We start from the raw sequence: 21,899 nt of genomic DNA on the forward strand, positions 1-21,899 counted from the left end.
TGATTTGGTGGTCACTTAAATCTTTTGGTCTGCGGATGATCGTTCCCACGCTCTGCGTGGGGATGCATCCAATGACGCTCTGCGTCATGGGACGCGGAGCGTCCCGAGCGGCATTCCCACGCAGAGCGTGGGAACGATCCCGTACAGTGTTGCAAATTTTCAAACAGGACAAATAACAAGGGGGCGAATTCTCATCCGCCCCCTTGCTTGTCCGCTTATTCTTGCGGTTCTTCGTCTGCTGCGGCGTCGAGTTGCTGATCTTCACCAGCATCGTCGTTTACGACAGTGCCTTCGAATTCCTCGCCCTCTTCCCCTTCAAGCTCTTCGCCTTCGACTTCCGAAGGCTCCTGAACCCGCTCCAGACCGACCAGGGTTTCATCCTTGGCCAGTTTGATCAGCGTCACACCTTGGGTGTTACGGCCCAGGCTCGACACTTCGTCGACACGGGTACGCACCAGGGTGCCCTGATCGGAGATCAGCATGATTTCTTCACCGTCCTGCACCTGAACCGCACCGACCAGACGGCCGTTACGCTCGTTGCTGACCATGGCGATAACGCCCTGACCGCCACGCTTGTACTCAGGGAACTCGGTGATCGCCGTACGCTTGCCGTAGCCGCGCGCGGAAGCAGTGAGAATTTCGCTGCCTTCTTCCGGAATCAGCATGGAGATCAGCTTCTGCCCTTCTGGCAGACGCATGCCACGCACACCGCGGGCGGTACGGCCCATGGCGCGAACTTCGGATTCCTTGAAGCGCGTAACTTTGCCGCCGTCGGAGAACAGCATGATTTCCTGCTCGCCGTCGGTGACAGCCGCGGAGATCAGGATGTCGCCTTCGTCCAGTTCCAGCGCGATCAGACCAACGCTGCGCTGACGACTGAAGGCTACCAGCGGCGTCTTCTTGACCGTACCGTTGGCGGTCGACATAAAGATGAACGGCGCTTTTTTACGATCAGCAGCCTTGATACGGGCACGACGTTCTTCGTCGGTCTCGTTGCTGTTTTCGATTTCCTCTACATCAACCTCAACGCCTTCAGCCTCTTCTTCTTCAGCCTGACGCTTCATGGCTTCGAGATCGACCGGCAGCATGGTGGTGATGTATTCGCCTTCGCTCAATGGCAGAAGGTTGACCAGCGGACGACCACGGGCAGCGCGGGACGCTTCCGGGATTTCGTAGGTCTTGAGCCAGTACACTTTGCCTTTGCTGGAGAACAGCAGCAGCGTGGTGTGGCTGTTGGCAACGAGCAGGTGAGCGATGTAGTCCTCATCCTTGACGCCGGTCGCCGATTTGCCTTTGCCGCCACGACGCTGAGCCTGGTACGCAGCCAATGGCTGGGTCTTGGCATAGCCACCGTGGGAGATGGTCACAACGCGCTCTTCTTCCGGGATCATGTCACCCAGGGTCAGATCGAGACGGGCATCGAGAATCTCGGTGCGGCGCACGTCGCCGTATTCGGCACGAATCACTTCCAGCTCTTCGCGGATCACTTCCATCAGGCGCACAGCGCTGTTGAGGATGCGGATCAGCTCGCCGATCTGGTTGAGGATCTCTTGATACTCGGCCAGCAGTTTTTCGTGTTCCAGACCGGTCAGACGGTGCAGACGCAGTTCCAGAATGGCTTGCGCCTGTTCTGGCGACAGGAAGTATTTGCCTTCGCGCAGACCGTATTGCGGATCGAGATTTTCCGGACGGCACGAATCGGCACCGGCACGTTCAACCATCGCGACCACGGCCGAGGATTCCCACGGCGTGCTGATCAGCGCTTCTTTAGCTTCCGACGGGGTCGGCGACGCTTTGATCAGGGCGATAACCGGGTCGATGTTCGACAGGGCAACGGCCTGACCTTCGAGGATGTGACCACGCTCGCGCGCTTTGCGCAGTTCGAACACGGTACGGCGGGTAACCACTTCGCGACGGTGACGGACGAAGGCTTCCAGCAGATCCTTGAGATTCAGGATGCGTGGGCGGCCGTCGATCAGCGCAACGATGTTGATGCCGAATACCGATTGCAGCTGGGTCTGGGCGTAGAGGTTGTTGAGGATCACCTCAGGCACTTCGCCGCGACGCAGTTCGATCACGACCCGCATACCGTCCTTGTCGGACTCGTCGCGCAGTTCGGTGATGCCTTCCAGCTTCTTCTCTTTAACCAGCTCGGCGATCTTCTCGATCAGACGCGCCTTGTTCAACTGGTAAGGGAGTTCGGTGATGACGATCTGCTGACGGCCACCGACCTTGTCGATGTCTTCAATGATCGAACGAGCGCGCATGTAAATACGCCCGCGACCGGTGCGGTAGGCTTCGATGATACCGGCGCGACCGTTGATGATCGCGGCGGTCGGGAAGTCCGGACCGGGGATGTATTGCATCAGTTCATCGACGGTCAGCTCAGGGTTGTCGATGAGCGCCAGGCAACCGTCGATGACTTCACCGAGGTTGTGCGGCGGGATGTTGGTCGCCATGCCCACGGCGATACCGCTGGAGCCGTTGACCAGCAGGTTGGGGATACGGGTCGGCATGACCGCCGGGATCATTTCGGTGCCGTCGTAGTTCGGCACCCAGTCCACGGTTTCTTTGTGCAGGTCAGCCAGCAGTTCGTGCGCCAGCTTGGTCATGCGCACTTCGGTGTATCGCATCGCCGCAGCGTTGTCGCCGTCGACCGAACCGAAGTTGCCCTGACCGTCTACCAGCAGGTAGCGCAGGGAGAAAGGCTGGGCCATACGAACGATGGTGTCGTACACCGCGGTATCACCGTGCGGGTGATACTTACCGATCACGTCGCCGACAACACGGGCAGATTTCTTGTACGGCTTGTTGTAGTCGTTACCCAGCTCGCTCATCGCGAACAGTACGCGACGGTGCACGGGCTTGAGGCCATCGCGCGCATCCGGCAGTGCACGGCCGACGATTACGCTCATCGCGTAGTCGAGGTAGGACTGCTTCAGCTCGTCTTCGATATTGACCGGGAGGATTTCTTTGGCCAGTTCGCCCATGAGAAGCCTGATTCCTTTTTCTGGTGAAACTTCGTCATATCCATATGGGACCAACGAAGCTCGTCGGGGCCGGCCGAGTGCCATGCGCCGACTTACGACAAATCAACATTGGAGCGTGGATTTGCGCAGTAAAGACAGCTTCGTGAAGCTGCCTCGGAAAACGCCGGATGTTATCACAAAGGCCGCCACGCACCTATCCCCCAGATGCGCATGGAGCATAGTTAGTTGACCGGTGACAGGCTTAACGGGGACGAGAGAGGCTTAGAGCTTCTTTGAATGCAGAAATGGGGCTCGGTTTAACGATGTTTATTGACATTTAGGGGTGCGCACACCTGTAGGAGCTGCCGAAGGCTGCGATCTTTTGACTTTGTCTTCTAAAAACAAAGTCAAAAGATCGCAGCCTTCGGCAGCTCCTACATTGAGTGTCACCGCATCAATGCAGGCGTTTGCGGCACATCAACTGGGCCATTTTCGCGGTATCCGGGCGCTCGACAATGCCCTTCTCGGTGACGATCGCGTCGATCAGATCCGCCGGCGTCACGTCAAACACCGGGTTGAACGCTTCAACGTCGGCACCGACGCGCTTGCCGCCGACTTCCAGCAACTCGGCGCCATCGCGCTCTTCGATCGGGATGTCGTCGCCGCTGGCAAGGTTCATGTCGATGGTCGAACTCGGCGCCACCACCATGAAACGCACGCCGTGGTGCATGGCGTTGACCGCCAGTTGATAGGTGCCGATCTTGTTCGCCACGTCACCATTGGCAGTGATGCGGTCGGCGCCCACGATCACCCAGGTCACACCTTTGGTTTTCATGATGTGTGCAGCAGCGGAGTCGGCGTTCAGGGTCACCGGAATGCCTTCGTTGGCCAGTTCCCACGCGGTCAAACGCGAGCCTTGCAGCCACGGACGGGTTTCGTCGGCGTAAACGCGCTCGACCATGCCTTCAATAAAGGCTGCGCGAATCACACCCAGCGCGGTACCGAAACCGCCCGTCGCCAGCGCGCCGGTGTTGCAGTGGGTCAGAATCGCCTGAGCATTGCCTTGATGCTTGCGGATCAGGTCGACGCCGAGCTGCGCCATGGTCAGGTTGGCTTCGCGATCGCTTTCATGAATGGCGATCGCCTCAGCTTCCAGCGCCGCCAGCGGATCGGCGTTTTCTTTCAGGCGATCCAGTCGATCATGCATACGACCCAGCGCCCAGAACAGATTGACTGCGGTCGGACGGGAATCAGCCAGCAAGGCGAAATCCTCTTCCAGCGCCGCGTACCAGTCGCCACCTTCAGCGATCCGCGCGCGCGCGGCGAGCACGATGCCGTAGGCCGCACTGATGCCGATGGCCGGCGCGCCACGCACCACCATCGAGCGAATCGCCTCAGCCACGCCGGCGGCGCTGGTGTAGGCAATCCACGTTTCTTCGAACGGCAAAATACGCTGATCCAGCAGGTGCAGCGCGCCGTCTCGCCAATCGATGGCCTTCACTTTCTCCGCAGCCAACAGTCGATCGCGCATCCCACACCCCGCACTCATGAACAAAAGCCGCCGATTATAGCGATCCCCCCGCGAAGACGCTCGGGTATACTTCGCCATCCTTTACAAAAGCACTGGAACCGACCCTCGATGCCGAAACCTGCCATTGCGCTCGACTTATTATTGCTGCCGACCTGGCTGGTACCCGTCGAACCCGCTGGCGTTGTGCTCAAGGAGCATGGCCTGGGCATCCGCGACGGTCGCATCGTGTTTATCGGCCCGCGCGCCGAAGCATTGAAGTGTAACGCCAGCGAAGTCCGTGAATTGCCGGATGTGCTGCTCGCCCCCGGCCTGATCAATGCGCACGGTCACGCGGCGATGACGCTGTTCCGCGGCCTGGCCGATGATCTGCCGCTGATGACCTGGCTGGAAAACCACATCTGGCCGGCCGAAGCGAAATGGGTCGATGAAGATTTCGTCCGCGACGGCACTGATCTGGCCATCGCCGAGCAGATCAAAGGCGGCATCACCTGCTTCTCGGACATGTACTTCTTCCCGAAAGTCGCCAGCGAGCGCGTGCACAACAGCGGCATTCGCGCGCAAATCGCGATTCCGATCCTTGATTTCCCGATCCCGGGCGCGAGCAGTGCCGATGAAGCCATTCGTCAGGGCGTCGAGTTGTTCGGCGACTTGAAGCATCACGAACGCATCAAGATCACCTTCGGCCCTCATGCACCGTACACCGTCGGCGACGAGAATCTGGAAAAAATCCGCGTGATCGCCGAGGAGCTGGACGCGTCGATCCACATGCACGTCCACGAAACTGCGTTCGAAGTCCAGCAAGCTCTGGAGCAGCGTGGCGAACGCCCGCTGGCCCGCCTCGGCCGCCTGGGCCTGCTCGGCCCGCGCTTCCAGGCCGTGCACATGACCCAGATCAGCGATGATGACCTGGCGTTGCTGGTAGAAAGCAACACCAGCGTGATCCATTGCCCGGAATCCAACCTCAAACTGGCCAGCGGCTTCTGCCCGGTCGAGCGTTTGTGGCAGGCTGGGGTGAACGTTGCGGTCGGCACCGATGGCGCGGCGAGCAACAATGATCTGGATTTGCTCGGCGAAACCCGCACCGCTGCGCTGTTGGCGAAAGCCGTCGCCGGTTCGGCCACCGCGCTGGACGCCCATCGTGCGCTGCGCATGGCCACCCTGAACGGCGCACGCGCGCTGGGCATCGAAGCGCAAGTCGGCTCGCTGGAAATCGGCAAAGCCGCCGACATCGTCGCTTTCGATCTGTCCGGTCTGGCCCAGCAACCGGTGTATGACCCGGTGTCGCAGCTTATCTACGCCACCGGCCGCGATTGCGTGAAGCACCTATGGGTCGCCGGCAAACAACTGCTCGACGACCGCCGCCTGACGCGACTGGACGAAGCACAACTGGGCGCCACCGCCCGGGCCTGGGGCCAGCGCATCAGCGGCCACAAAGAATCGTAAAAACCCCGGAACACAAACCGGGGCTACAGCCTTTTTCAAGTTTTAGAGGATTGAACATGAGTAACGTCGACCACGCCGAAATCGCAAAATTCGAAGCCCTGGCCCATCGCTGGTGGGATCGTGAAAGCGAATTCAAACCGCTGCACGACATCAACCCGCTGCGCGTCAACTGGATCGACGAGCGGGTCAATCTGGCCGGCAAGAAAGTCCTCGACGTCGGTTGCGGCGGCGGCATCCTCAGCGAAGCCATGGCCCAGCGTGGCGCCACGGTGATGGGTATCGACATGGGCGAAGCGCCGCTGGCGGTCGCGCAATTGCATCAGCTTGAGTCTGGCGTCAACGTCGAATACCGCCAGATCACTGCCGAAGACCTCGCCGAAGAAATGCCTGAGCAGTTCGACGTCGTCACCTGCCTTGAAATGCTCGAGCACGTACCGGATCCTTCCTCGGTGATCCGTGCCTGCTTCCGCATGGTCAAACCGGGCGGCCAGGTGTTCTTCTCGACCATCAACCGTAATCCGAAGGCGTACCTGTTCGCGATCGTCGGCGCTGAATACATCATGAAGTTGCTGCCGCGCGGCACCCACGACTTCAAGAAATTCATCCGCCCGTCCGAGCTCGGCGCCTGGAGCCGCATGGCCGGCCTGACCGTCAAAGACATCATCGGCCTGACCTACAACCCGCTGACCAAGCACTACAAACTGGCCAGCGACGTTGACGTCAACTACATGATCCAGACCCTGCGCGAGGAGTAAGCCGATGGCCATCAGAGCGGTTCTCTTCGACATGGACGGCACCCTGCTCGACACGGCGCCGGACTTCATCGCCATCTGCCAGGCAATGCGCGCCGATCGCGGCCTGCCGCCGATCAACGACAAGCACATTCGCGACGAGATTTCCGGCGGCGCCAAAGCCATGGTCGCGGTGACGTTCTCGATGGATCCGGAATCGCCGGGCTTCGAGGAATTGCGCCTTGAGTTCCTTGAGCGCTATCTGGTCGGTTGCGCCGTACACAGCAAGCTGTTCGACGGCATGGGCGAACTGCTCGCCGACATCGAAAAGGCCAATCTGATCTGGGGCGTGGTGACCAACAAGCCGCTGCGCTTTGCCGAGCCGATCATGCAGCAGTTGGGGCTGGCAGAACGTTCGGCGCTACTGATCTGCCCGGATCACGTGAAAAACAGCAAGCCGGATCCGGAACCGTTGATCCTTGCGTGCAAGATGCTTGATCTGGATCCGTCGACAGTTCTGTTTGTGGGCGATGATCTGCGCGATATCGAATCGGGGCGCGACGCCGGCACGAAAACCGCGGCGGTGACGTTTGGCTACATCCACCCGGACGACAACCCGCGGCATTGGGGCGCGGACGTGGTGGTGGATCATCCGTCGGAGCTGCGCAAGGTGCTCGATAGCGCGCTTTGCAGTTGCTGATCAAGGTCAAAAGATCGCAGCCTGCGGCAGCTCCTACAAATATTTACTGTCCTGTAGGAGCTGCCGCAGGCTGCGATCTTTTAGCTATTAATGGATTGTGAGGTTTTTATGTTTGATTACTCCGCTCGTCCCGAATTGCTCAAGGATCGGGTCATTCTGGTCACCGGTGCCGGTCGTGGCATTGGCGCGGCTGCGGCGAAAACCTACGCCGCTCACGGCGCGACCGTGTTGCTGCTGGGCAAGACCGAAGCCAATCTGACGCAGGTCTACGACGACATCGAAGCGGCGGGGCATCCGCAGCCGGCGGTGATTCCGTTCAACCTCGAAACCGCCCTGCCCCATCAGTACGATGAACTGGCAGCGATGATCGAAGCTGAATTCGGCCACCTCGACGGCCTGCTGCACAACGCCTCGATCATCGGGCCGCGCACGCCGATCGAGCAGTTGTCCGGCGAGAATTTCATGCGCGTCATGCAGATCAACGTCAACGCCATGTTCATGCTGACCAGCACCCTGCTGCCGCTGCTCAAGCTGTCGCAGGATGCTTCTGTTGTCTTTACCTCCAGCAGCGTCGGTCGTAAGGGCCGCGCCTATTGGGGCGCTTATGGCGTGTCGAAGTTTGCCACCGAAGGTTTGATGCAAACCCTTGCCGACGAACTCGAATCCGTTGCGCCAGTACGCTCCAACAGCATCAACCCCGGCGCCACTCGCACCAGCATGCGTGCTCAGGCATATCCGGGGGAAAATCCGCTGAACAACCCGACGCCAGAAGAGATCATGCCGGTCTATCTGTATCTGATGGGCCCGGACAGCACCGGCATCAACGGCCAGGCTTTCAACGCTCAGTAGTGCCATACGTCGGCTTTGTTACCGCGGCGGATTCCCGTCGCGGCCAACATTTGCCGCTCGCGGCCGTCACAATTTAGTCAATTATCCAGCGCGAATTTTCCCCGCGAGCTCGCAAGCCATTGAATAAGAACGGTTTTAACAAATATGAACCGAATGGCACGACTTTCGCTCTAATTTTCCTCAAAGCAAGCCGCGTGAAGGCAATGGGGCGAGGCCGATTTCGATAGCTTACTAATCGTCATCAGGCAGACTAAACTTACGCCAAACGTCCTACGGGACTGATGGATCAGTATGACGCGCAGCCCATAGCCGCTCTCACCCAGCCTGTAAGACAGACTTACTGCTAAGGGTTCACGCCATATGAAATCACCCTCCCAGACCAATGCAATTGACTTCGACAGCGCCAAATTGCAACGCCTGGGCTTCGGTCAACTGCCTCCCTTGCTGGAGCGACCGACCAGTCTTGCGCAGCTGCGCCAGCAACTGAGCCTGCAACTGCAAACCAGTCTTGAACCGCAACGTATCCTCGGGCTGTTTTTCCGTGAGGTTCAACGCCTCGTGCCGCTGGACGCCTTGAGCTACGTGCACCAGGGCAGCGACCTGCGCCTGGAGTTCGGCGCTCGTGGTCACCATTCGGTCAGCTACAGCTTGAGCCACGAAGGCGAGCACATGGGCGAACTGGTGTTCCGCCGCAATCAGCGTTTCAACGAACAGGATCAGGGCAACCTCGAATCACTGCTGTCGTCGCTGCTGTATCCGATGCGCAACGCCCTGCTCTACCGCGCCGCGACGCAAAGTGCTCTGCGAGATCCGCTGACCGGCGCCGGCAACCGCATTGCCATGGAGCAGACCCTGCAACGCGAGATCGACATGTCGCGCCGGCACGGGCAGCCACTGTCTGTGTTGATGCTGGATATCGACCACTTCAAACGCGTCAACGACAGCCATGGGCACAGCGCCGGTGATGACGTGCTCAAAGCCGTGGCGGCGTCGATCAAGGGTCAGTTGCGCAACGTCGACATGGTCTTTCGTTATGGCGGTGAAGAGTTTTTGATTCTGCTGTCGAACACCAGCCGCGAGGCGGCGGCGATGGTTGGCGAGCGACTGCGTTATGCGGCGCAGGCTGCCGAGTATTACGCCGATGGCCAGTTGATCGAGTTGACGGTGAGTCTGGGTTGTTCGACGCTGCTGCCGGGGGAATCGGCGGAGAGCCTGTTGCGCCGCGCGGACAGTGCGCTGTATGTGGCCAAGCGCGAAGGTCGTAACCGCTTGGCAATGGCGGGCTAGGATTTTACCTACAGCACAAAACAGTGTGGGAGCGGGCTTGCTCGCGAAGGCATAGTGTCAGTCAGCAAATCAGTTGACTGACACACCGCTTTCGCGAGCAAGCCCGCTCCCACATTTTTTATTGCGTAACTACAGCCCTGCGCTCACGGCTTACAAGCAATCGCTCGGACGTTTCCAGTTGCATGCACCGTTCGAGGAACAGGTACATATAGTCGTAGCTCTTGCACACCGCCTGACGCAGCTCGGTCTGCAAGGCCTTGCTCGGGTTCATCCCCGCCAGCGTGCAGATGATCTCCAGCGCCTCCCATGGATGCGCATCATCGTACTGCGCATGCATCTTCAGCCACTTCATCGCGCGCTTGCGATCCTCTTCCGGGAACGCGGCGGCGTAGACGCCCGTGGAACACACCACCGCTGACCACTCACCCGTTGCGCCTTCAATTGCATAGTTAGTGGCGGCAATGGCCACGATCAGCGAATCGGCGGAACTGGTGTGCCAGCACCAATGACTCAAGGCATGCAGTTCCGGCGGCACTTGTTGTGCTTGCAGGTCTTCGAGACTGACACCGTGCGCGCGACTCCAGTGCACCCAATAATCGGCGTGGTTGAGTTCGACGCGGATATTGCGCATCAACCAGCGCCGCGCCATGTCTTCACCCGGATGCCGGGCAAACTTGGTTTTGGTCAGGTTCTGCGCCATGTACAACGCGAACTGCTCAACTACCGGCCAGCCCCCGACAAGGTACTGACGCATGGTTTTTGCGCTGAGCTTGTTATCACGCATGCGCAGGTACAACTCATGTTCGACAACCCGGCGCTTGCTCTCGCTGCAATCCTCAATGAGCTGTTGTGCCCAGGCAGGATAACTTGCAGCTTCCATGAGTGGTCCGGTTCGGTTGAATGTGTCGATCACTGTTCGGCTCCTTTTGATTTGTGATTATAAGGATCGGCAAGAGATTTCAACGGAACGTGCCAGGCGCTTTGAATAACAGCGGTTGCGGTCTGGCGGGCCGACTTTGCAAACTGTCACAGGTAAACAACTGCGGACGCTCAATAACGTAACCCTGAGCGTAATCAACTCCGATCTCAAGCAAGGCTTGTTCGATCTGGGTTGTTTCAACAAATTCGGCAATTGTCTGCTTACCCATGACATGCCCGATGTGATTGATCACTTCGACCATTGCGCGGTTAATCGGGTCGTCCAGCATATCCTTTACGAAACTCCCGTCGATCTTCAGGAAGTCTACAGGTAAATGTTTCAAGTAAGCGAATGAAGACATTCCGGCACAAAAGTCATCCAGCGAAAAGTAACAACCTAAGCCTTTGAGTTCATTAATAAAACGTATTGCACTGCCTAAATTTGAAATAGCACTGGTTTCTGTAATTTCAAAACAAATCATTTCAGGCGGGATGGCATAGTTAACAAACTGTTCCCTCAGGAAGTGCAAAAACGCGTCATCTCCTATAGTAATGCCTGACAGATTAATCGCACACATCGCCAACGGGCCTTCATGTTCTTCTGCAATACATTGAGCAATAACCTTAAATACGTTTTGCACAACCCAACGATCTAACTGACTCATCAATCCATAACGTTCAGCGGCCGGAATGAAACTGTCCGGAAGAATCATCCGGCCGGATTCATCATGCAGGCGCAGCAAAATTTCGATGTGCGCGCGGCCATCCTGAATGCCGCCCAGCGGAGCGATTTCCTGGGCGTACAGGCAGAAGCGGTTTTCCTCCAGTGCCATGTGCAAGCGTTGCACCCAGGCCATCTCGCCGAAGCGCAGGGACAGCTCCGAATCGTCGGCGTGATAGACCTGCACCCGATTGCGGCCCTTTTCCTTGGCCATGTAGCAGGCCATGTCGGCGGCGCGCAGCGACGCTTCGAGGGTGGTCGGCGTCTGACCGACATGCACCAGGCCGATACTGACGGTGGTCAGAAATGGCCGGCCCTTCCACACGAAATGCAGGTTCTGCACGGTCTGGCGCAGGCTGTCGGCGATCTTCTCCGCTGCCTCCAGCGCGCAGTTCTCCAGCAAGATCCCGAACTCATCGCCACCCAGCCGCGCCAGGGTGTCGCCCTCGCGCAGGCCTGATTGCAGCAACGCGCAGATATGCCGCAACAACTCATCGCCCGCCGCGTGACCGCAGGTGTCGTTGACCAGTTTGAACTGGTCGAGATCGAGGAACATCAGCGCATGTCGCCCGCCCTGCCGCGAGAGATTGTGCAGCGCTTGCTCCAGGCGATATTCGAACTCGCGACGGTTGGCCAGCCCGGTCAGCGCATCGTGGGTCGCCTGCCACGACAGATTGGCGATGTATTGCCGCTCCTGGGTCATGTCGTGCAACACCAGCACCGTACCGCTGACTTTGCCGGCATTACGGATTGGCGCGCCGACCAGCGTCACCGACACCGTGCTGCCGTCGAGTCGCTGAATCAGTTTGGAGTGTTCGCTGCCACCACTGAGCTGGCCGCTGAGAATGTGTTCAATCAGCGTCAGCCCTTCGGCCTGCGCGTTGTCATCGAGCAAATTGAACAATGCCGCCAACGGCAAGCCGGCAGCCTGCTCGGCTTTCCAGTGGGTCAGGGCCTCGGCAGCCGGGTTCATATAATCGATAGCGCCGTCGACATCGGTGGTAATCACCCCGTCGCCAATCGAATGCAGCGTGACATGCGCACGATCTTTTTCCAGTTGCAGGGCTTCGGCAAACGCGTGGCGTTGTTTGAGCAACTTGCGTGTGCGCAACAGCGCCAGCACGATCAACCCCAGCGCGGTGGCGAGATTGGTAAACAGCAACAGCCGCAGAATCACCCGCGAGCCTTCACCCAAAGCATCACTGAACGCTTTGGCCGCCGGCGTCACGCCGTCGTTGATATCAAAAATCTGCGCTTTCCAGAGGCGAACATCCGCATCGGACGCGGTGTTCTCGGTGATGCTGTGGTGCATCTCGCGAGCCACGTTATCCAGCTCCACCAGATAGGCATCGCCCACCGTCCAGCGGTCGATCGCCCTTTCCAGATAACTGAAATGACGAAAATTGAGGTACAGCCAGATCAGGCTGGAGACGTCATCCGGGTGGTTGCCACCCTTGAGAATGCCTTCACGCGCGGATTCCAGATCCGGCGGCTGACGATCCAGGGCGACGCGCAATTGATGACCGCCCTGCGGCACGGCAATGGCGTCCTGATACTTGAGGAAGATCGCCTCGTCACGACTGTCGGCGTACAGGTTGAGGTAATAAATGGCGTCTTTCTGACCTTTCGACCACAGGCTCTCGCCCGCCACGTAACCACGCACGGCCGACAGGACATAAAGACTCACACCGCCCAATAACGCCTGAAACAACACGACGGCAATGAAAGGCCAGACGATGCCCAACAAACGTGGCGTTCCGAGCGTCCGCTTTTGCTTCATGGGATCCCTTGTATGGCACTGCCTGATCATCCCTTCCGATCAGACCACCTTCCTAGACTAGGAGGCGTTTGGGCTCACGGCAAGCGGCATGGATGCCGATAACTCAGTGGCGCTGCAAATGCCCGTAGAGCTTGGCGTACAAACCACCATCGGCGATCAGTTGTTGATGATCGCCGTCTTCAGCCACTTGCCCGCCATCGAACACCAACACGCGATCGGCCTGCTTCACCGCTGACAAACGGTGGGCAATGATCAGCGTGGTGCGACCGTTGAGAAAGCGCGCCATGGCCTGATGCAGGTTGTATTCGGTGGCGGCATCGAGGGCCGAGGTGGCTTCGTCGAGGATCACCACTTTTGGCTCGGCGAGGATCATCCGCGCAATCGCCAAACGTTGGCGCTGACCACCGGAGAGGCGCACGCCGGAGCGGCCGACGATGCTGTCGAGGCCATCCGGCAAGGCGCGGATGGTTGCTTCGAGCTGGGCGATTTCCAGCGCCTGCCAACAGGCTTCGTCGTCGCGCGTGCGGCCCATGGTCAGGTTGGCGCGCACGGTGTCGTTGAACAGCGCCGGGTGTTGCAACACCACCGCGACGTTCTCGCGAACGGTGTCGAGGCCGATTTCCTGCTGGGTCGAACCGCCGAAACGAATGGTGCCGGACAGCGGCGTGTACAACCCGAGCAGCAATTGCACGAGAGTACTTTTGCCGCCGCCACTGGCACCGACAATCGCGACTTTCTCACCGGGGGCAATCGACAGATCGAGCTGATCCAGCACCAGTTCATCGCCGTAACCGAAGCTCAAGCCTTGCACCTGAATACCAACAGTGTCGCGACCCTTGAACGGATCGACGCCGCCGGGATACTGCGGTTCATCGGCGCGCGCCAGCAACTCGTTGATCCGCGTCAGCGCACCGCCCGCCGCGTAGTAGGCGTATTGCAGGTTGAGCAGCTGTTCGACCGGGCCGATCATGAACCACAGGTAACTGAACACCGCGAGCATTTGCCCGATCGACAGGTCGGAAAACAGCACGGTGAGCATCGCCGCCGCACGGAAAATATCGATACCGAACTGAAACAACAAACCACTGGCGCGGTTGGAGGCGTCAGTTTTCCATTGCGAGTTGACCGCGTAATTGCGCACTTCCTGCGCGCGCAGGCCGAGCCTGCCGAGGAAGAACCCCTGCCGGTTGCCGGCACGGATCTCCTGAATCGCGTCGAGGGTTTCGCTCAGCGCCTGAGTGAAGCGCGCGGTGCTGTCGTTCTCGAGTTTTTTCAGGTGTTTGACGCGTTTGCCCAACTGCACCGTGGCGTAAATCACCAGCGGGTTGAACAGCAAAATCAGCAGCGCGAGTTTCCAGTGCATCCACATGAGGATGCTCGCGGTGCCGACCAGGGTCAGCATCGCTACGAGAAAACGACTGAGGGTTTCACCGACGAATTTGTCGAGGGTATCGAGATCGGTGACCAGGTGCGTGGTCACCGTGCCGCTGCCGAGACTTTCGTATTCGCCGAGGGAAATCCGCTTGAGCCGCTCGATCAGGCGCACGCGGATGCGGTAAACGATGTCCTTGGCCAGTCGCGCAAACAGCCGCGACTGCAACACGCCAAAACACAGCGAGCTGCAACGCAGCGTCAGCGTCACCACCAGCATCAGGCCGATGTAGCCTGCTGCTTGCTGCCACATGCTGGGCAACACGTGGTTCATGACTTTCAATGCCGCATCGCCGTGGCCGAGCAAAACTTCATCGACCAGCAATGGCAGCAGCAGCGGAATCGGCACGCTGCACAGCGTCGCCAGAACAGCCACGCCGTTAGCGATCCACAGGGATTTTTTGTGTGTGAGAGCCAAACGCCGGACTTCTGCCCAGCTCAGCCGGTCGACACGCTTTACGGCTGGCGTGTCATCGGCCAGGTCAGGCACAGGCAGCGCGCTCCAGCCAGCGGCCGAGCAACGGCGACAGTTCGCTGAGCGGTTGATAGCCGTTGGTCAGCAGCGCCAGCTGACCGTTACGCTCGGCTAGCAAGGTCGGGAACCCGGCGATGCCGAGATCCTGCACCCAATTGAAATCGGCCAACGTGGCTTCGTGCTGATCGGCACGGTCGAACAGCGCAGCAAATTCGATACGCGGCACACCGGCCTGCTCGGCCAGTTCCACCAGCACGCTGGCTTGGGTGACATCACGACCTTCAGCGTAGAAGGCGTGCTGGATCAGTCCGACCAGTTTCCATGCGCAATCCGGCGCCAGGCTGCGCGCGGTGACGATCGCACGGCAGGCAGGCTCGGTGTCGTAGACAAAACCGTCGGGCAACGCGCCGTCGAACTTGAACGGCTGGCCAGTAGCCTCGGTGACCGCTTGCCAGTGTTCGAGAATGTAGCGCCGCGTGGTCGGCTCCAACGCCGAGCCACTGCCGGTGCGCAAACCGCCGACCACCAGATGCAGCTCGACCCCGGCTGCCTGCGCCTGCTCCACCAATGCCTTGGCCACCGGAGCAAAACCCCAGCACCACGAACACATCGGATCCATCACATAGAGCAGGCGTGCAGACATGATTAAGCCTCGGTGGATGCTTGCTTATAGTTGTAGCCGATCGGGTGCGGCTGGTTGCGCGCCTTGGCCAGTTCGATCTGCTTCTGCCGGTCGATTGCGCTGCGGCGAGTCTTCTCGCTCAGCTTGTCCCAGCAATGCGGGCAACTGATGCCGGCGACGTAATGCTCGCTGGCGCGATCTTCAACGCTGACCGGTGTGCGGCAGGCATGACATTGATCGTAGTCGCCTTCGCTGAGGTCGTGGCGCACGGTCACGCGGTTGTCGAACACGAAGCAGTCACCCTGCCACTTGGTTTCTTCCTGCGGCACCTCTTCGAGGTACTTCAGAATGCCACCCTTGAGGTGGTAAACCTCTTCGTAGCCCTCGCTGAGCATGTAGCTCGAGGCTTTCTCGCAGCGAATGCCGCCGGTGCAGAACATCGCAACCTTCTTGTGCACGGCCGGGTTGAAGTGTTCTTTGATGTAGTCAGGGAATTCGCGAAAACTGGTGGTTTTCGGATCAATGGCGCCTTCGAAGGTGCCGATCGACACTTCGTAATCGTTGCGCGTATCGATCAACAGCACTTCAGGGTCGCTGATCAACGCGTTCCAGTCTTGCGGATCAACGTAGGTGCCGACCTTTTTGTTCGGATCGACGCCTTCGACACCGAGGGTGACGATTTCTTTCTTCAGTTTGACTTTGGTGCGATAGAACGGCTGCTCGTCGCAGTACGACTCTTTGTGATCGATGTCGATCATGCGTGGGTCGTTCTTGAGCCAGGCGAGCAGGCCGTCGATGCCTTCGCGAGTGCCGGACACCGTGCCGTTGATGCCTTCTTCGGCAATCAGCAGGGTGCCTTTGATCTGGTTGTCGACCATCGCTTGCAGCAGGGGCTCGCGCAGGTTGACGTAATCTTCGAGGGTGACGAACTTATACAGTGCCGCCACGACAATCGGTTGTGTCATGGGTATTTCTCCAGGTGGCTACCCTCGCAAAGGGTGAACCGGATTCAAAAAAAAACGCGCCGGGTGAGCGGCGCGTTGCGGATTCTAGCAAAAACACGATGTGTTTTGGATGTACTGAGTCTTCTGTGACAACACAAAACCTGTGGCGAGGGGATTTATCCCCGATGGGCTGCGAAGCGGCCCCGAACCCTGAGAATGCGGTCTTTCAGGGAGATTGGGTTCTGTGGCTTTTGGGGCTGCTTCGCAACCCATCGGGGATAAATCCCCTCGCCACAAAAATCCCGCCACATCCAAAATCAGTGTTTGCTTCCGCCGGCACAGGTCGGCGATGCCGGGGCGGCGCCGGTCTCTGCCCATTCCTGCGGGGTGTAGGTGTGCAGCGCCAACGCATGGAACTCGCCCATCAGCTCGCCGAGCGTGCCGTAGACTTTCTGGTGGCGCTTGACCCGGTTCAGGCCTTCGAACTGCGCGCTGACCACCACTGCCTTGAAGTGGGTCTGCAACCCGCGACTGTGCATGTGGCTTTCATCCAGCACTTGCAGATGCTCAGGCTGTAACAGGCCCAGCGTAGATTCGATGCGTTGTTGCATGCTCATCACCAACTCCGCTTACGGCTTTTTCTTGGCCGGAGCAGCGCCTTTCGGGGCCAGCTCGTTGGTCATGTCTTCCAGCAGCTTGTTGACTACCGGTACCGCGCTTTCCAGTTTGGCCTGGGTCATCTGGGCCGATTGCTGAGTCAGCTGCGGCATTTTTTCCAGGACTTTTTTACCCAGTGGCGACTGGTAGAACGCGACCAGATCTTTCAGCTCGGATTCGCTGAAGTTGGTGGTGTAGAGCTTGACCATGTCCGGCTTCAGCTTGTTCCAGCCAATGGCCTGATCCAGCGCGGCGTTGGCCTTGGCCTGATAGGTTTCCAGCACGGCTTTTTTAGCTTCAGGGGCTTTGGTCTGCTCAAAGCGCTGAGCGAACATTTGCTGCACTTGCATGTACACCGGAGTGCCCAGTTTGTCAGCGTGGGCCAGTGTCAGGAAAGCTTCGGCACTGGCGTTGTGGCTGGCGGTATCGGCAAGCACCTGGCCGCTGGCGCAAACCAGTGCAACCGCGGTACAGATGGCACGAAGACGAGTCATCGAGTTTCCTTTTAAGCAAAGCGAGGTAAAACCCCAAGGGCGACCATTCTGCGCCTAAAAATCGCTGCGGCTCAACCCCCCAAGCCTTGCCGCGCTTGATTGGCGGGGTTTTACCGGTCAACAATCGATTCGATGGAACCACCCGGGCCGAACCCGGCCTAAACTGCGCAAACAGACCAACAGGAGTGTGCACGATGAGCCGTATCGAAACCGACAGCCTGGGCCAGATCGACGTCCCGGACGATGCTTACTGGGGGGCTCAGACGCAACGCTCGCTGATCAACTTCGCCATCGGACAGGAACGCATGCCGCTGCCGGTGCTGCACGCCCTGGCCCTGATCAAGAAAGCCGCCGCCCGGGTCAACGACCGCAACGGCGACCTGCCCGCCGACATCGCCCGCCTGATCGAACAGGCCGCTGACGAAGTCCTCGACGGCAAGCATGACGACCAGTTTCCGCTCGTCGTTTGGCAGACCGGCAGCGGCACCCAGAGCAACATGAACGTCAACGAGGTGATCGCCGGTCGCGCCAACGAACTGGCCGGCAATCCGCGCGGCGGCAAAACCCCGGTGCACCCGAATGATCACGTCAACCGCTCGCAAAGCTCCAATGACTGCTTCCCCACTGCCATGAGCATCGCCACCGCGCAAGCCGTGCAGGAACAACTGCTGCCGGCAATTGCCGAGCTGTCCGGTGGCCTCGCTGAACTCGCCGCGCGCCATATGAAACTGGTGAAAACCGGGCGCACGCACATGATGGACGCGACGCCGATCACCTTCGGTCAGGAATTGTCCGGTTTTATCGCGCAGCTGGATTACGCCGAACGGGCGATCCGTGCCGCGCTGCCAGCGGTGTGTGAACTGGCACAGGGCGGCACCGCCGTCGGCACCGGGCTGAACTCGCCGCACGGTTTTGGTGAAGCGATTGCTGCCGAACTGGCGGCGCTATCGGGTCTGCCCTTCGTGACCGCGCCAAACAAGTTTGCCGCCCTCGCCGGCCATGAGCCGCTGACCAGCCTCTCCGGCGCGCTGAAAACCCTCGCCGTGGCGCTGATGAAAATCGCCAACGATTTGCGGTTGCTAGGCTCCGGCCCACGCGCCGGTTTTGCCGAAGTGCGCTTGCCGGCCAACGAGCCGGGCAGCTCGATCATGCCGGGCAAGGTCAATCCGACGCAGTGCGAGGCACTGTCGATGCTGGCCTGTCAGGTGCTAGGCAACGACGTGACGATCGGCATCGCCGCCAGTCAGGGTCACTTGCAGTTGAACGTGTACAAACCGGTGATCATCCACAACCTGCTGCAATCGATCCGCCTGCTTGGCGATGGCTGCAGCAACTTCCAGCAGCACTGCATTGCTGGGCTGGAGCCGGATGCGGAAGTCATGGCGCGGCATCTGGAGCGTGGGTTGATGCTGGTGACGGCGTTGAACCCGCACATTGGTTATGACAAGTCGGCGGAAATCGCCAAGAAGGCTTACAGCGAGGGGCTGACGTTGCGTGAGGCGGCGTTGGCGTTGGGCTATCTGACCGATGAAGAGTTTGATGCGTGGGTGCGGCCGGAAAACATGATTGAGGCTGGGGCCAAGGGCTAAAAACAAAAGATCGCAGCCTGCGGCAGCTCCTACATTGGAATGCGTTCTCTGTAGGAGCTGCCGCAGGCTGCGATCTTTTGATCTTCAGGCCATACGCATCCGCCGCGCCTTGAGCCCGGCAATCAACGAAGGCCCCAACGCCACCAGCGCCGAGCCCAATACCACTAGCACCGCCCCGCCATACCCAAGCCCATTGATCTGCTCGGCATGCACGTACTCCGGCCAGATCCCCGCCGCGATCGCCACCGCGCCAAACGTCACCAACGGCGTAATCGCCAGCGTCGCACTGACCCGCGACGCCTCCCAGTGCGCCAGCGCTTCGGCAAACGCGCCATAGGCAATCAACGTATTCATGCAGCACGCCAGCAGCAACCAACCCTGCAACGGGCTCAACTCCAACGCTTCGAGCGGGTGCACCCACGGCGTCAGCAACAACGCGCAGAACAGGTAAATCACCATCATCACCTGCAACGAATTCCACACCGTCAGCAATTGCTTCTGACCCAGCGCGTAAAACGTCCACACCGTCGACGCCAGCAGCACCAACAACACGCCGGCGGTGTAATCCGACAGCGAGGTCAGCAACTCCGCCAGACGCTGATTGAAAAACAGCACAAAACCGACCAGCAGCACCAACAACCCAATGCCTTGGCCAATGCTGAAACGCTCCTTGAACACAAACAGACTGGCGATCAGCAACATGATCGGGCCCATCTGCACCACCAGTTGCGCGGTGCCGGGGCTGAGCAGGTTGAGGCCCATCAGATACAGCACGTAGTTGCCGACCAAGCCGAGCACCGCCATCAGCACCAGCCAGCCACCCTTGGGCCCCAGCACTTTGCGGCTCGGCAGGCGTTTGACCGCGGCCAGATAAATGAACAGGCAACTGCCGGACACCATCAAGCGAAACCAGGTCACCGTGACCGGATCCATCACCAGCAACACCTGTTTGAGTTTGATCGGCAGGATGCCCCACAGAAACGCGGTCAGCAGCGCCAGGAACAAGCCGTAAACCCAGCGACCGGATGAAATGTGCATGCGAACCCCAAAAGCCTGCTGACGAGTGTGCTCATTCTAGGCGTGCCGCCGGGCGCGACACAGGGACAGTTGGGGCCAGGACGTGAATGAAACTGTGCAGGTCGCAGCATTAAATTGACGCGCTGCCGTTGATCGGCTGGCCGCGCGGGTTAAGTGCTTCAGGCATAAGCTGATTGGATCCCGTCCAGCGCCTCAGCCAAGGAGACCGATCATGTTAGGCATGCGCGCCCAAGACAACGCCCCCGCCACGCACTTTCGCAGCGACCGCGTGTGCCGGGTCAATGGCGAACTGTATTTCAGCACTCGGGAAAACACCCTTGAGGGGCCGTTTGAGAGTGCCGAGCAGATTGAGAAGGAAATCCAGGCTTATATTGCGCGGATGCAGGGGCTGGATTCCAGCCGTTAGGCCTTGGCGCTGCCTTCGCGAGCAAGCCCGCTCCCACATTCGATCGCATTCCTCACATGGAATCGCGTTCAACTGTGGGAGCGGGCTTGCTCGCGAAGAGGCCCGAACAGGCAACGCAAATTCAGCGGTTTAACGCACCGCCTCAAACAACCCCGTCGCACCCATCCCGCCGCCCACGCACATCGTCACAATCCCGTAACGCAAATTACGCCGCTGCAACTCCCGCACCAGATGCCCGACCTGCCGCGACCCGGTCATGCCGAACGGGTGGCCAATCGAAATCGAGCCACCGTTGACGTTGTACTTGTCGTTATCGATCTCCAGCCGATCACGGCTGTACAGGCACTGCGAAGCGAACGCCTCATTGAGTTCCCACAGATCAATGTCCGCCACCTGCAAACCTTTCGCCTTGAGCAGTTTTGGCACCGAGAACACCGGGCCGATGCCCATCTCGTCCGGCTCGCAACCGGCCACGGTAAACCCACGGAAAAAAGCTTTCGGCTTCAGCCCCAATTCCAGGGCTTTTTCCAGACTCATCACCAGCGTCATCGACGCGCCATCCGACAATTGCGACGAGTTGCCCGCCGTCACCGAACCGTCTTCAGCGAACACCGGTTTCAACCCGGCGAGGCTTTCATAGGTGGTGTCCGGACGGTTGCAGTCATCGCGATCAACCACGCCGTCAAGAATTTGCACTTCGCCAGTGTTCTTGTCTTCAACGCGATATTTCACCGACATCGGCACGATTTCATCGTTGAACAGCCCGGCCGCCTGCGCCTGCGCGGTGCGGATCTGGCTCTGCAATGAATAGCGATCCTGCGCCTCACGGCTGACGCCATAACGTCGCGCAACCACTTCGGCAGTCTGGCCCATCGTGTAATAGATGCCCGGCGACTGTTGCTTGAGCAGCGGATTGATCAGGTGATCGGTGTTGACGCTTTTCATCGTCAGGCTGATCGACTCGACGCCGCCGGCGACGATGATGTCGCTGCAACCCGAGGCGATCTGGTTGGCGGCAATCGCAATCGCTTGCAAGCCCGACGAGCAGAAACGGTTGAGCGTCATGCCGGCGGTGCCGGTGCCCAGACGCGAGAGCACCGCGACGTTGCGGCCGATGTTGTAGCCCTGCGCGCCTTCGTTGGAGCCGGCGCCGACGATGCAATCCTCGACGCTGGCCGGGTCGATGTCATTGCGCGTCAGCAGCGCGTTGACGCAGTGCGCCGCCATGTCATCGGGGCGGGTCTGGTTGAACTTGCCGCGAAAGGATTTGGCCAGGCCAGTCCGCACGCTGTCGACGATCACCACTTCACGCAT

18 protein-coding genes are annotated in these 21,899 nt (G+C 59.4%); 7 read left to right on the forward strand and 11 right to left on the reverse strand.

What is annotated here, in order from left to right; translation table 11 throughout:
• Positions 1 to 215: 215 nt before the first annotated feature.
• Both gyrA and mtnA read right to left on the reverse strand, forming a co-directional pair.
• The gene (gene gyrA, locus KFS80_RS01045) at positions 216 to 2,990 is read right to left on the reverse strand and encodes a DNA gyrase subunit A (protein ID WP_053122466.1); all 2,775 of its coding nucleotides are present in this window, start codon (positions 2,988 to 2,990) and stop codon (positions 216 to 218) included.
• A gap of 433 nt (positions 2,991 to 3,423) precedes the next feature.
• On the reverse strand, positions 3,424 to 4,500 hold the full coding sequence (mtnA, locus tag KFS80_RS01050; protein WP_053122467.1) for an S-methyl-5-thioribose-1-phosphate isomerase: 1,077 nt from the start codon (positions 4,498 to 4,500) through the stop codon (positions 3,424 to 3,426).
• A 108-nt stretch (positions 4,501 to 4,608) separates the two neighbouring features.
• Here mtnA and KFS80_RS01055 point away from each other — a divergent pair, with 108 nt between their 5' ends.
• From KFS80_RS01055 to KFS80_RS01075, 5 genes are all read left to right on the forward strand, one after another.
• Positions 4,609 to 5,943 (forward strand): TRZ/ATZ family hydrolase, encoded by a 1,335-nt coding sequence (locus KFS80_RS01055; RefSeq protein WP_212543752.1) that lies wholly within the window; start codon positions 4,609 to 4,611, stop codon positions 5,941 to 5,943.
• A 56-nt stretch (positions 5,944 to 5,999) separates the two neighbouring features.
• Entirely contained in the window at positions 6,000 to 6,698 is a 699-nt protein-coding gene (gene ubiG, locus KFS80_RS01060) for a bifunctional 2-polyprenyl-6-hydroxyphenol methylase/3-demethylubiquinol 3-O-methyltransferase UbiG (RefSeq protein ID WP_008079776.1), read from the forward strand.
• A 4-nt stretch (positions 6,699 to 6,702) separates the two neighbouring features.
• Positions 6,703 to 7,374, forward strand: a complete 672-nt coding sequence (gene mupP, locus KFS80_RS01065) for an N-acetylmuramic acid 6-phosphate phosphatase MupP (RefSeq protein ID WP_038364376.1) — start codon at positions 6,703 to 6,705, stop codon at positions 7,372 to 7,374.
• 108 nt (positions 7,375 to 7,482) lie between these two features.
• On the forward strand, positions 7,483 to 8,223 hold the full coding sequence (locus KFS80_RS01070; protein ID WP_212543753.1) for a YciK family oxidoreductase: 741 nt from the start codon (positions 7,483 to 7,485) through the stop codon (positions 8,221 to 8,223).
• Between the two features lie 360 nt (positions 8,224 to 8,583).
• Positions 8,584 to 9,510 carry a GGDEF domain-containing protein gene (locus KFS80_RS01075; protein WP_053122473.1) on the forward strand — a complete coding sequence of 309 codons (927 nt, stop codon included), beginning with the start codon at positions 8,584 to 8,586 and terminating at the stop codon, positions 9,508 to 9,510.
• A gap of 118 nt (positions 9,511 to 9,628) precedes the next feature.
• Here KFS80_RS01075 and KFS80_RS01080 read toward each other — a convergent pair whose 3' ends face one another.
• From KFS80_RS01080 to KFS80_RS01110, 7 genes are all read right to left on the reverse strand, one after another.
• On the reverse strand, positions 9,629 to 10,390 hold the full coding sequence (locus KFS80_RS01080) for an iron-containing redox enzyme family protein (RefSeq protein ID WP_218959131.1): 762 nt from the start codon (positions 10,388 to 10,390) through the stop codon (positions 9,629 to 9,631).
• Positions 10,391 to 10,469: 79 nt separating this feature from the next.
• Positions 10,470 to 12,929: an EAL domain-containing protein gene (locus tag KFS80_RS01085; RefSeq protein ID WP_212543754.1), complete on the reverse strand. Its 2,460-nt coding sequence runs from the start codon at positions 12,927 to 12,929 to the stop codon at positions 10,470 to 10,472.
• 103 nt (positions 12,930 to 13,032) lie between these two features.
• The gene (locus KFS80_RS01090) at positions 13,033 to 14,850 is read right to left on the reverse strand and encodes an ABC transporter ATP-binding protein (RefSeq protein WP_212543755.1); all 1,818 of its coding nucleotides are present in this window, start codon (positions 14,848 to 14,850) and stop codon (positions 13,033 to 13,035) included.
• The gene (locus KFS80_RS01095) at positions 14,843 to 15,445 is read right to left on the reverse strand and encodes a DsbA family protein (RefSeq protein ID WP_212543938.1); all 603 of its coding nucleotides are present in this window, start codon (positions 15,443 to 15,445) and stop codon (positions 14,843 to 14,845) included. The genes KFS80_RS01090 and KFS80_RS01095 overlap by 8 nt, the downstream gene beginning before the upstream one ends.
• Positions 15,446 to 15,480: 35 nt before the next feature.
• Positions 15,481 to 16,422 carry an oxygen-dependent tRNA uridine(34) hydroxylase TrhO gene (gene trhO / locus KFS80_RS01100; protein ID WP_053122483.1) on the reverse strand — a complete coding sequence of 314 codons (942 nt, stop codon included), beginning with the start codon at positions 16,420 to 16,422 and terminating at the stop codon, positions 15,481 to 15,483.
• Positions 16,423 to 16,718: 296 nt separating this feature from the next.
• Entirely contained in the window at positions 16,719 to 17,018 is a 300-nt protein-coding gene (locus KFS80_RS01105) for a BolA family protein (RefSeq protein ID WP_008079766.1), read from the reverse strand.
• A gap of 12 nt (positions 17,019 to 17,030) precedes the next feature.
• Positions 17,031 to 17,552 (reverse strand): DUF2059 domain-containing protein, encoded by a 522-nt coding sequence (locus tag KFS80_RS01110; RefSeq protein WP_053122485.1) that lies wholly within the window; start codon positions 17,550 to 17,552, stop codon positions 17,031 to 17,033.
• A gap of 194 nt (positions 17,553 to 17,746) precedes the next feature.
• Between KFS80_RS01110 and KFS80_RS01115 the strand changes: the two genes are divergently transcribed.
• Positions 17,747 to 19,141, forward strand: a complete 1,395-nt coding sequence (locus tag KFS80_RS01115) for a class II fumarate hydratase (protein ID WP_212543756.1) — start codon at positions 17,747 to 17,749, stop codon at positions 19,139 to 19,141.
• Between the two features lie 84 nt (positions 19,142 to 19,225).
• Here KFS80_RS01115 and KFS80_RS01120 read toward each other — a convergent pair whose 3' ends face one another.
• Positions 19,226 to 20,179, reverse strand: a complete 954-nt coding sequence (locus tag KFS80_RS01120; protein ID WP_159811530.1) for a DMT family transporter — start codon at positions 20,177 to 20,179, stop codon at positions 19,226 to 19,228.
• 211 nt (positions 20,180 to 20,390) lie between these two features.
• Between KFS80_RS01120 and KFS80_RS01125 the strand changes: the two genes are divergently transcribed.
• Positions 20,391 to 20,585, forward strand: a complete 195-nt coding sequence (locus KFS80_RS01125; protein WP_212543757.1) for a DUF6316 family protein — start codon at positions 20,391 to 20,393, stop codon at positions 20,583 to 20,585.
• Positions 20,586 to 20,714: 129 nt separating this feature from the next.
• On the opposite strand, the gene KFS80_RS01130 is transcribed toward KFS80_RS01125, so the two are convergent.
• Positions 20,715 to 21,899, reverse strand: a complete 1,185-nt coding sequence (locus KFS80_RS01130) for a thiolase family protein (RefSeq protein WP_212543758.1) — start codon at positions 21,897 to 21,899, stop codon at positions 20,715 to 20,717.

This window comes from Pseudomonas rustica (genome assembly GCF_018336155.1).
GTDB classification, from domain to species: domain Bacteria; phylum Pseudomonadota; class Gammaproteobacteria; order Pseudomonadales; family Pseudomonadaceae; genus Aquipseudomonas; species Aquipseudomonas rustica.

What these genes read in the sequence shown, in the direction of transcription:
- gyrA (WP_053122466.1), bottom strand. Translation starts at nt 2,990, where the DNA reads ATGGGCGAACTGGCCAAAGAAATCCTCCCGGTCAATATCGAAGACGAG.
- mtnA (WP_053122467.1), bottom strand. Translation starts at nt 4,500, where the DNA reads ATGCGCGATCGACTGTTGGCTGCGGAGAAAGTGAAGGCCATCGATTGG.
- KFS80_RS01055 (WP_212543752.1), top strand. Translation starts at nt 4,609, where the DNA reads ATGCCGAAACCTGCCATTGCGCTCGACTTATTATTGCTGCCGACCTGG.
- ubiG (WP_008079776.1), top strand. Translation starts at nt 6,000, where the DNA reads ATGAGTAACGTCGACCACGCCGAAATCGCAAAATTCGAAGCCCTGGCC.
- mupP (WP_038364376.1), top strand. Translation starts at nt 6,703, where the DNA reads ATGGCCATCAGAGCGGTTCTCTTCGACATGGACGGCACCCTGCTCGAC.
- KFS80_RS01070 (WP_212543753.1), top strand. Translation starts at nt 7,483, where the DNA reads ATGTTTGATTACTCCGCTCGTCCCGAATTGCTCAAGGATCGGGTCATT.
- KFS80_RS01075 (WP_053122473.1), top strand. Translation starts at nt 8,584, where the DNA reads ATGAAATCACCCTCCCAGACCAATGCAATTGACTTCGACAGCGCCAAA.
- KFS80_RS01080 (WP_218959131.1), bottom strand. Translation starts at nt 10,390, where the DNA reads ATGGAAGCTGCAAGTTATCCTGCCTGGGCACAACAGCTCATTGAGGAT.
- KFS80_RS01085 (WP_212543754.1), bottom strand. Translation starts at nt 12,929, where the DNA reads ATGAAGCAAAAGCGGACGCTCGGAACGCCACGTTTGTTGGGCATCGTC.
- KFS80_RS01095 (WP_212543938.1), bottom strand. Translation starts at nt 15,445, where the DNA reads ATGTGTTCGTGGTGCTGGGGTTTTGCTCCGGTGGCCAAGGCATTGGTG.
- trhO (WP_053122483.1), bottom strand. Translation starts at nt 16,422, where the DNA reads ATGACACAACCGATTGTCGTGGCGGCACTGTATAAGTTCGTCACCCTC.
- KFS80_RS01105 (WP_008079766.1), bottom strand. Translation starts at nt 17,018, where the DNA reads ATGAGCATGCAACAACGCATCGAATCTACGCTGGGCCTGTTACAGCCT.
- KFS80_RS01110 (WP_053122485.1), bottom strand. Translation starts at nt 17,552, where the DNA reads ATGACTCGTCTTCGTGCCATCTGTACCGCGGTTGCACTGGTTTGCGCC.
- KFS80_RS01115 (WP_212543756.1), top strand. Translation starts at nt 17,747, where the DNA reads ATGAGCCGTATCGAAACCGACAGCCTGGGCCAGATCGACGTCCCGGAC.
- KFS80_RS01120 (WP_159811530.1), bottom strand. Translation starts at nt 20,179, where the DNA reads ATGCACATTTCATCCGGTCGCTGGGTTTACGGCTTGTTCCTGGCGCTG.
- KFS80_RS01125 (WP_212543757.1), top strand. Translation starts at nt 20,391, where the DNA reads ATGTTAGGCATGCGCGCCCAAGACAACGCCCCCGCCACGCACTTTCGC.
- KFS80_RS01130 (WP_212543758.1), bottom strand. Translation starts at nt 21,899, where the DNA reads ATGCGTGAAGTGGTGATCGTCGACAGCGTGCGGACTGGCCTGGCCAAA.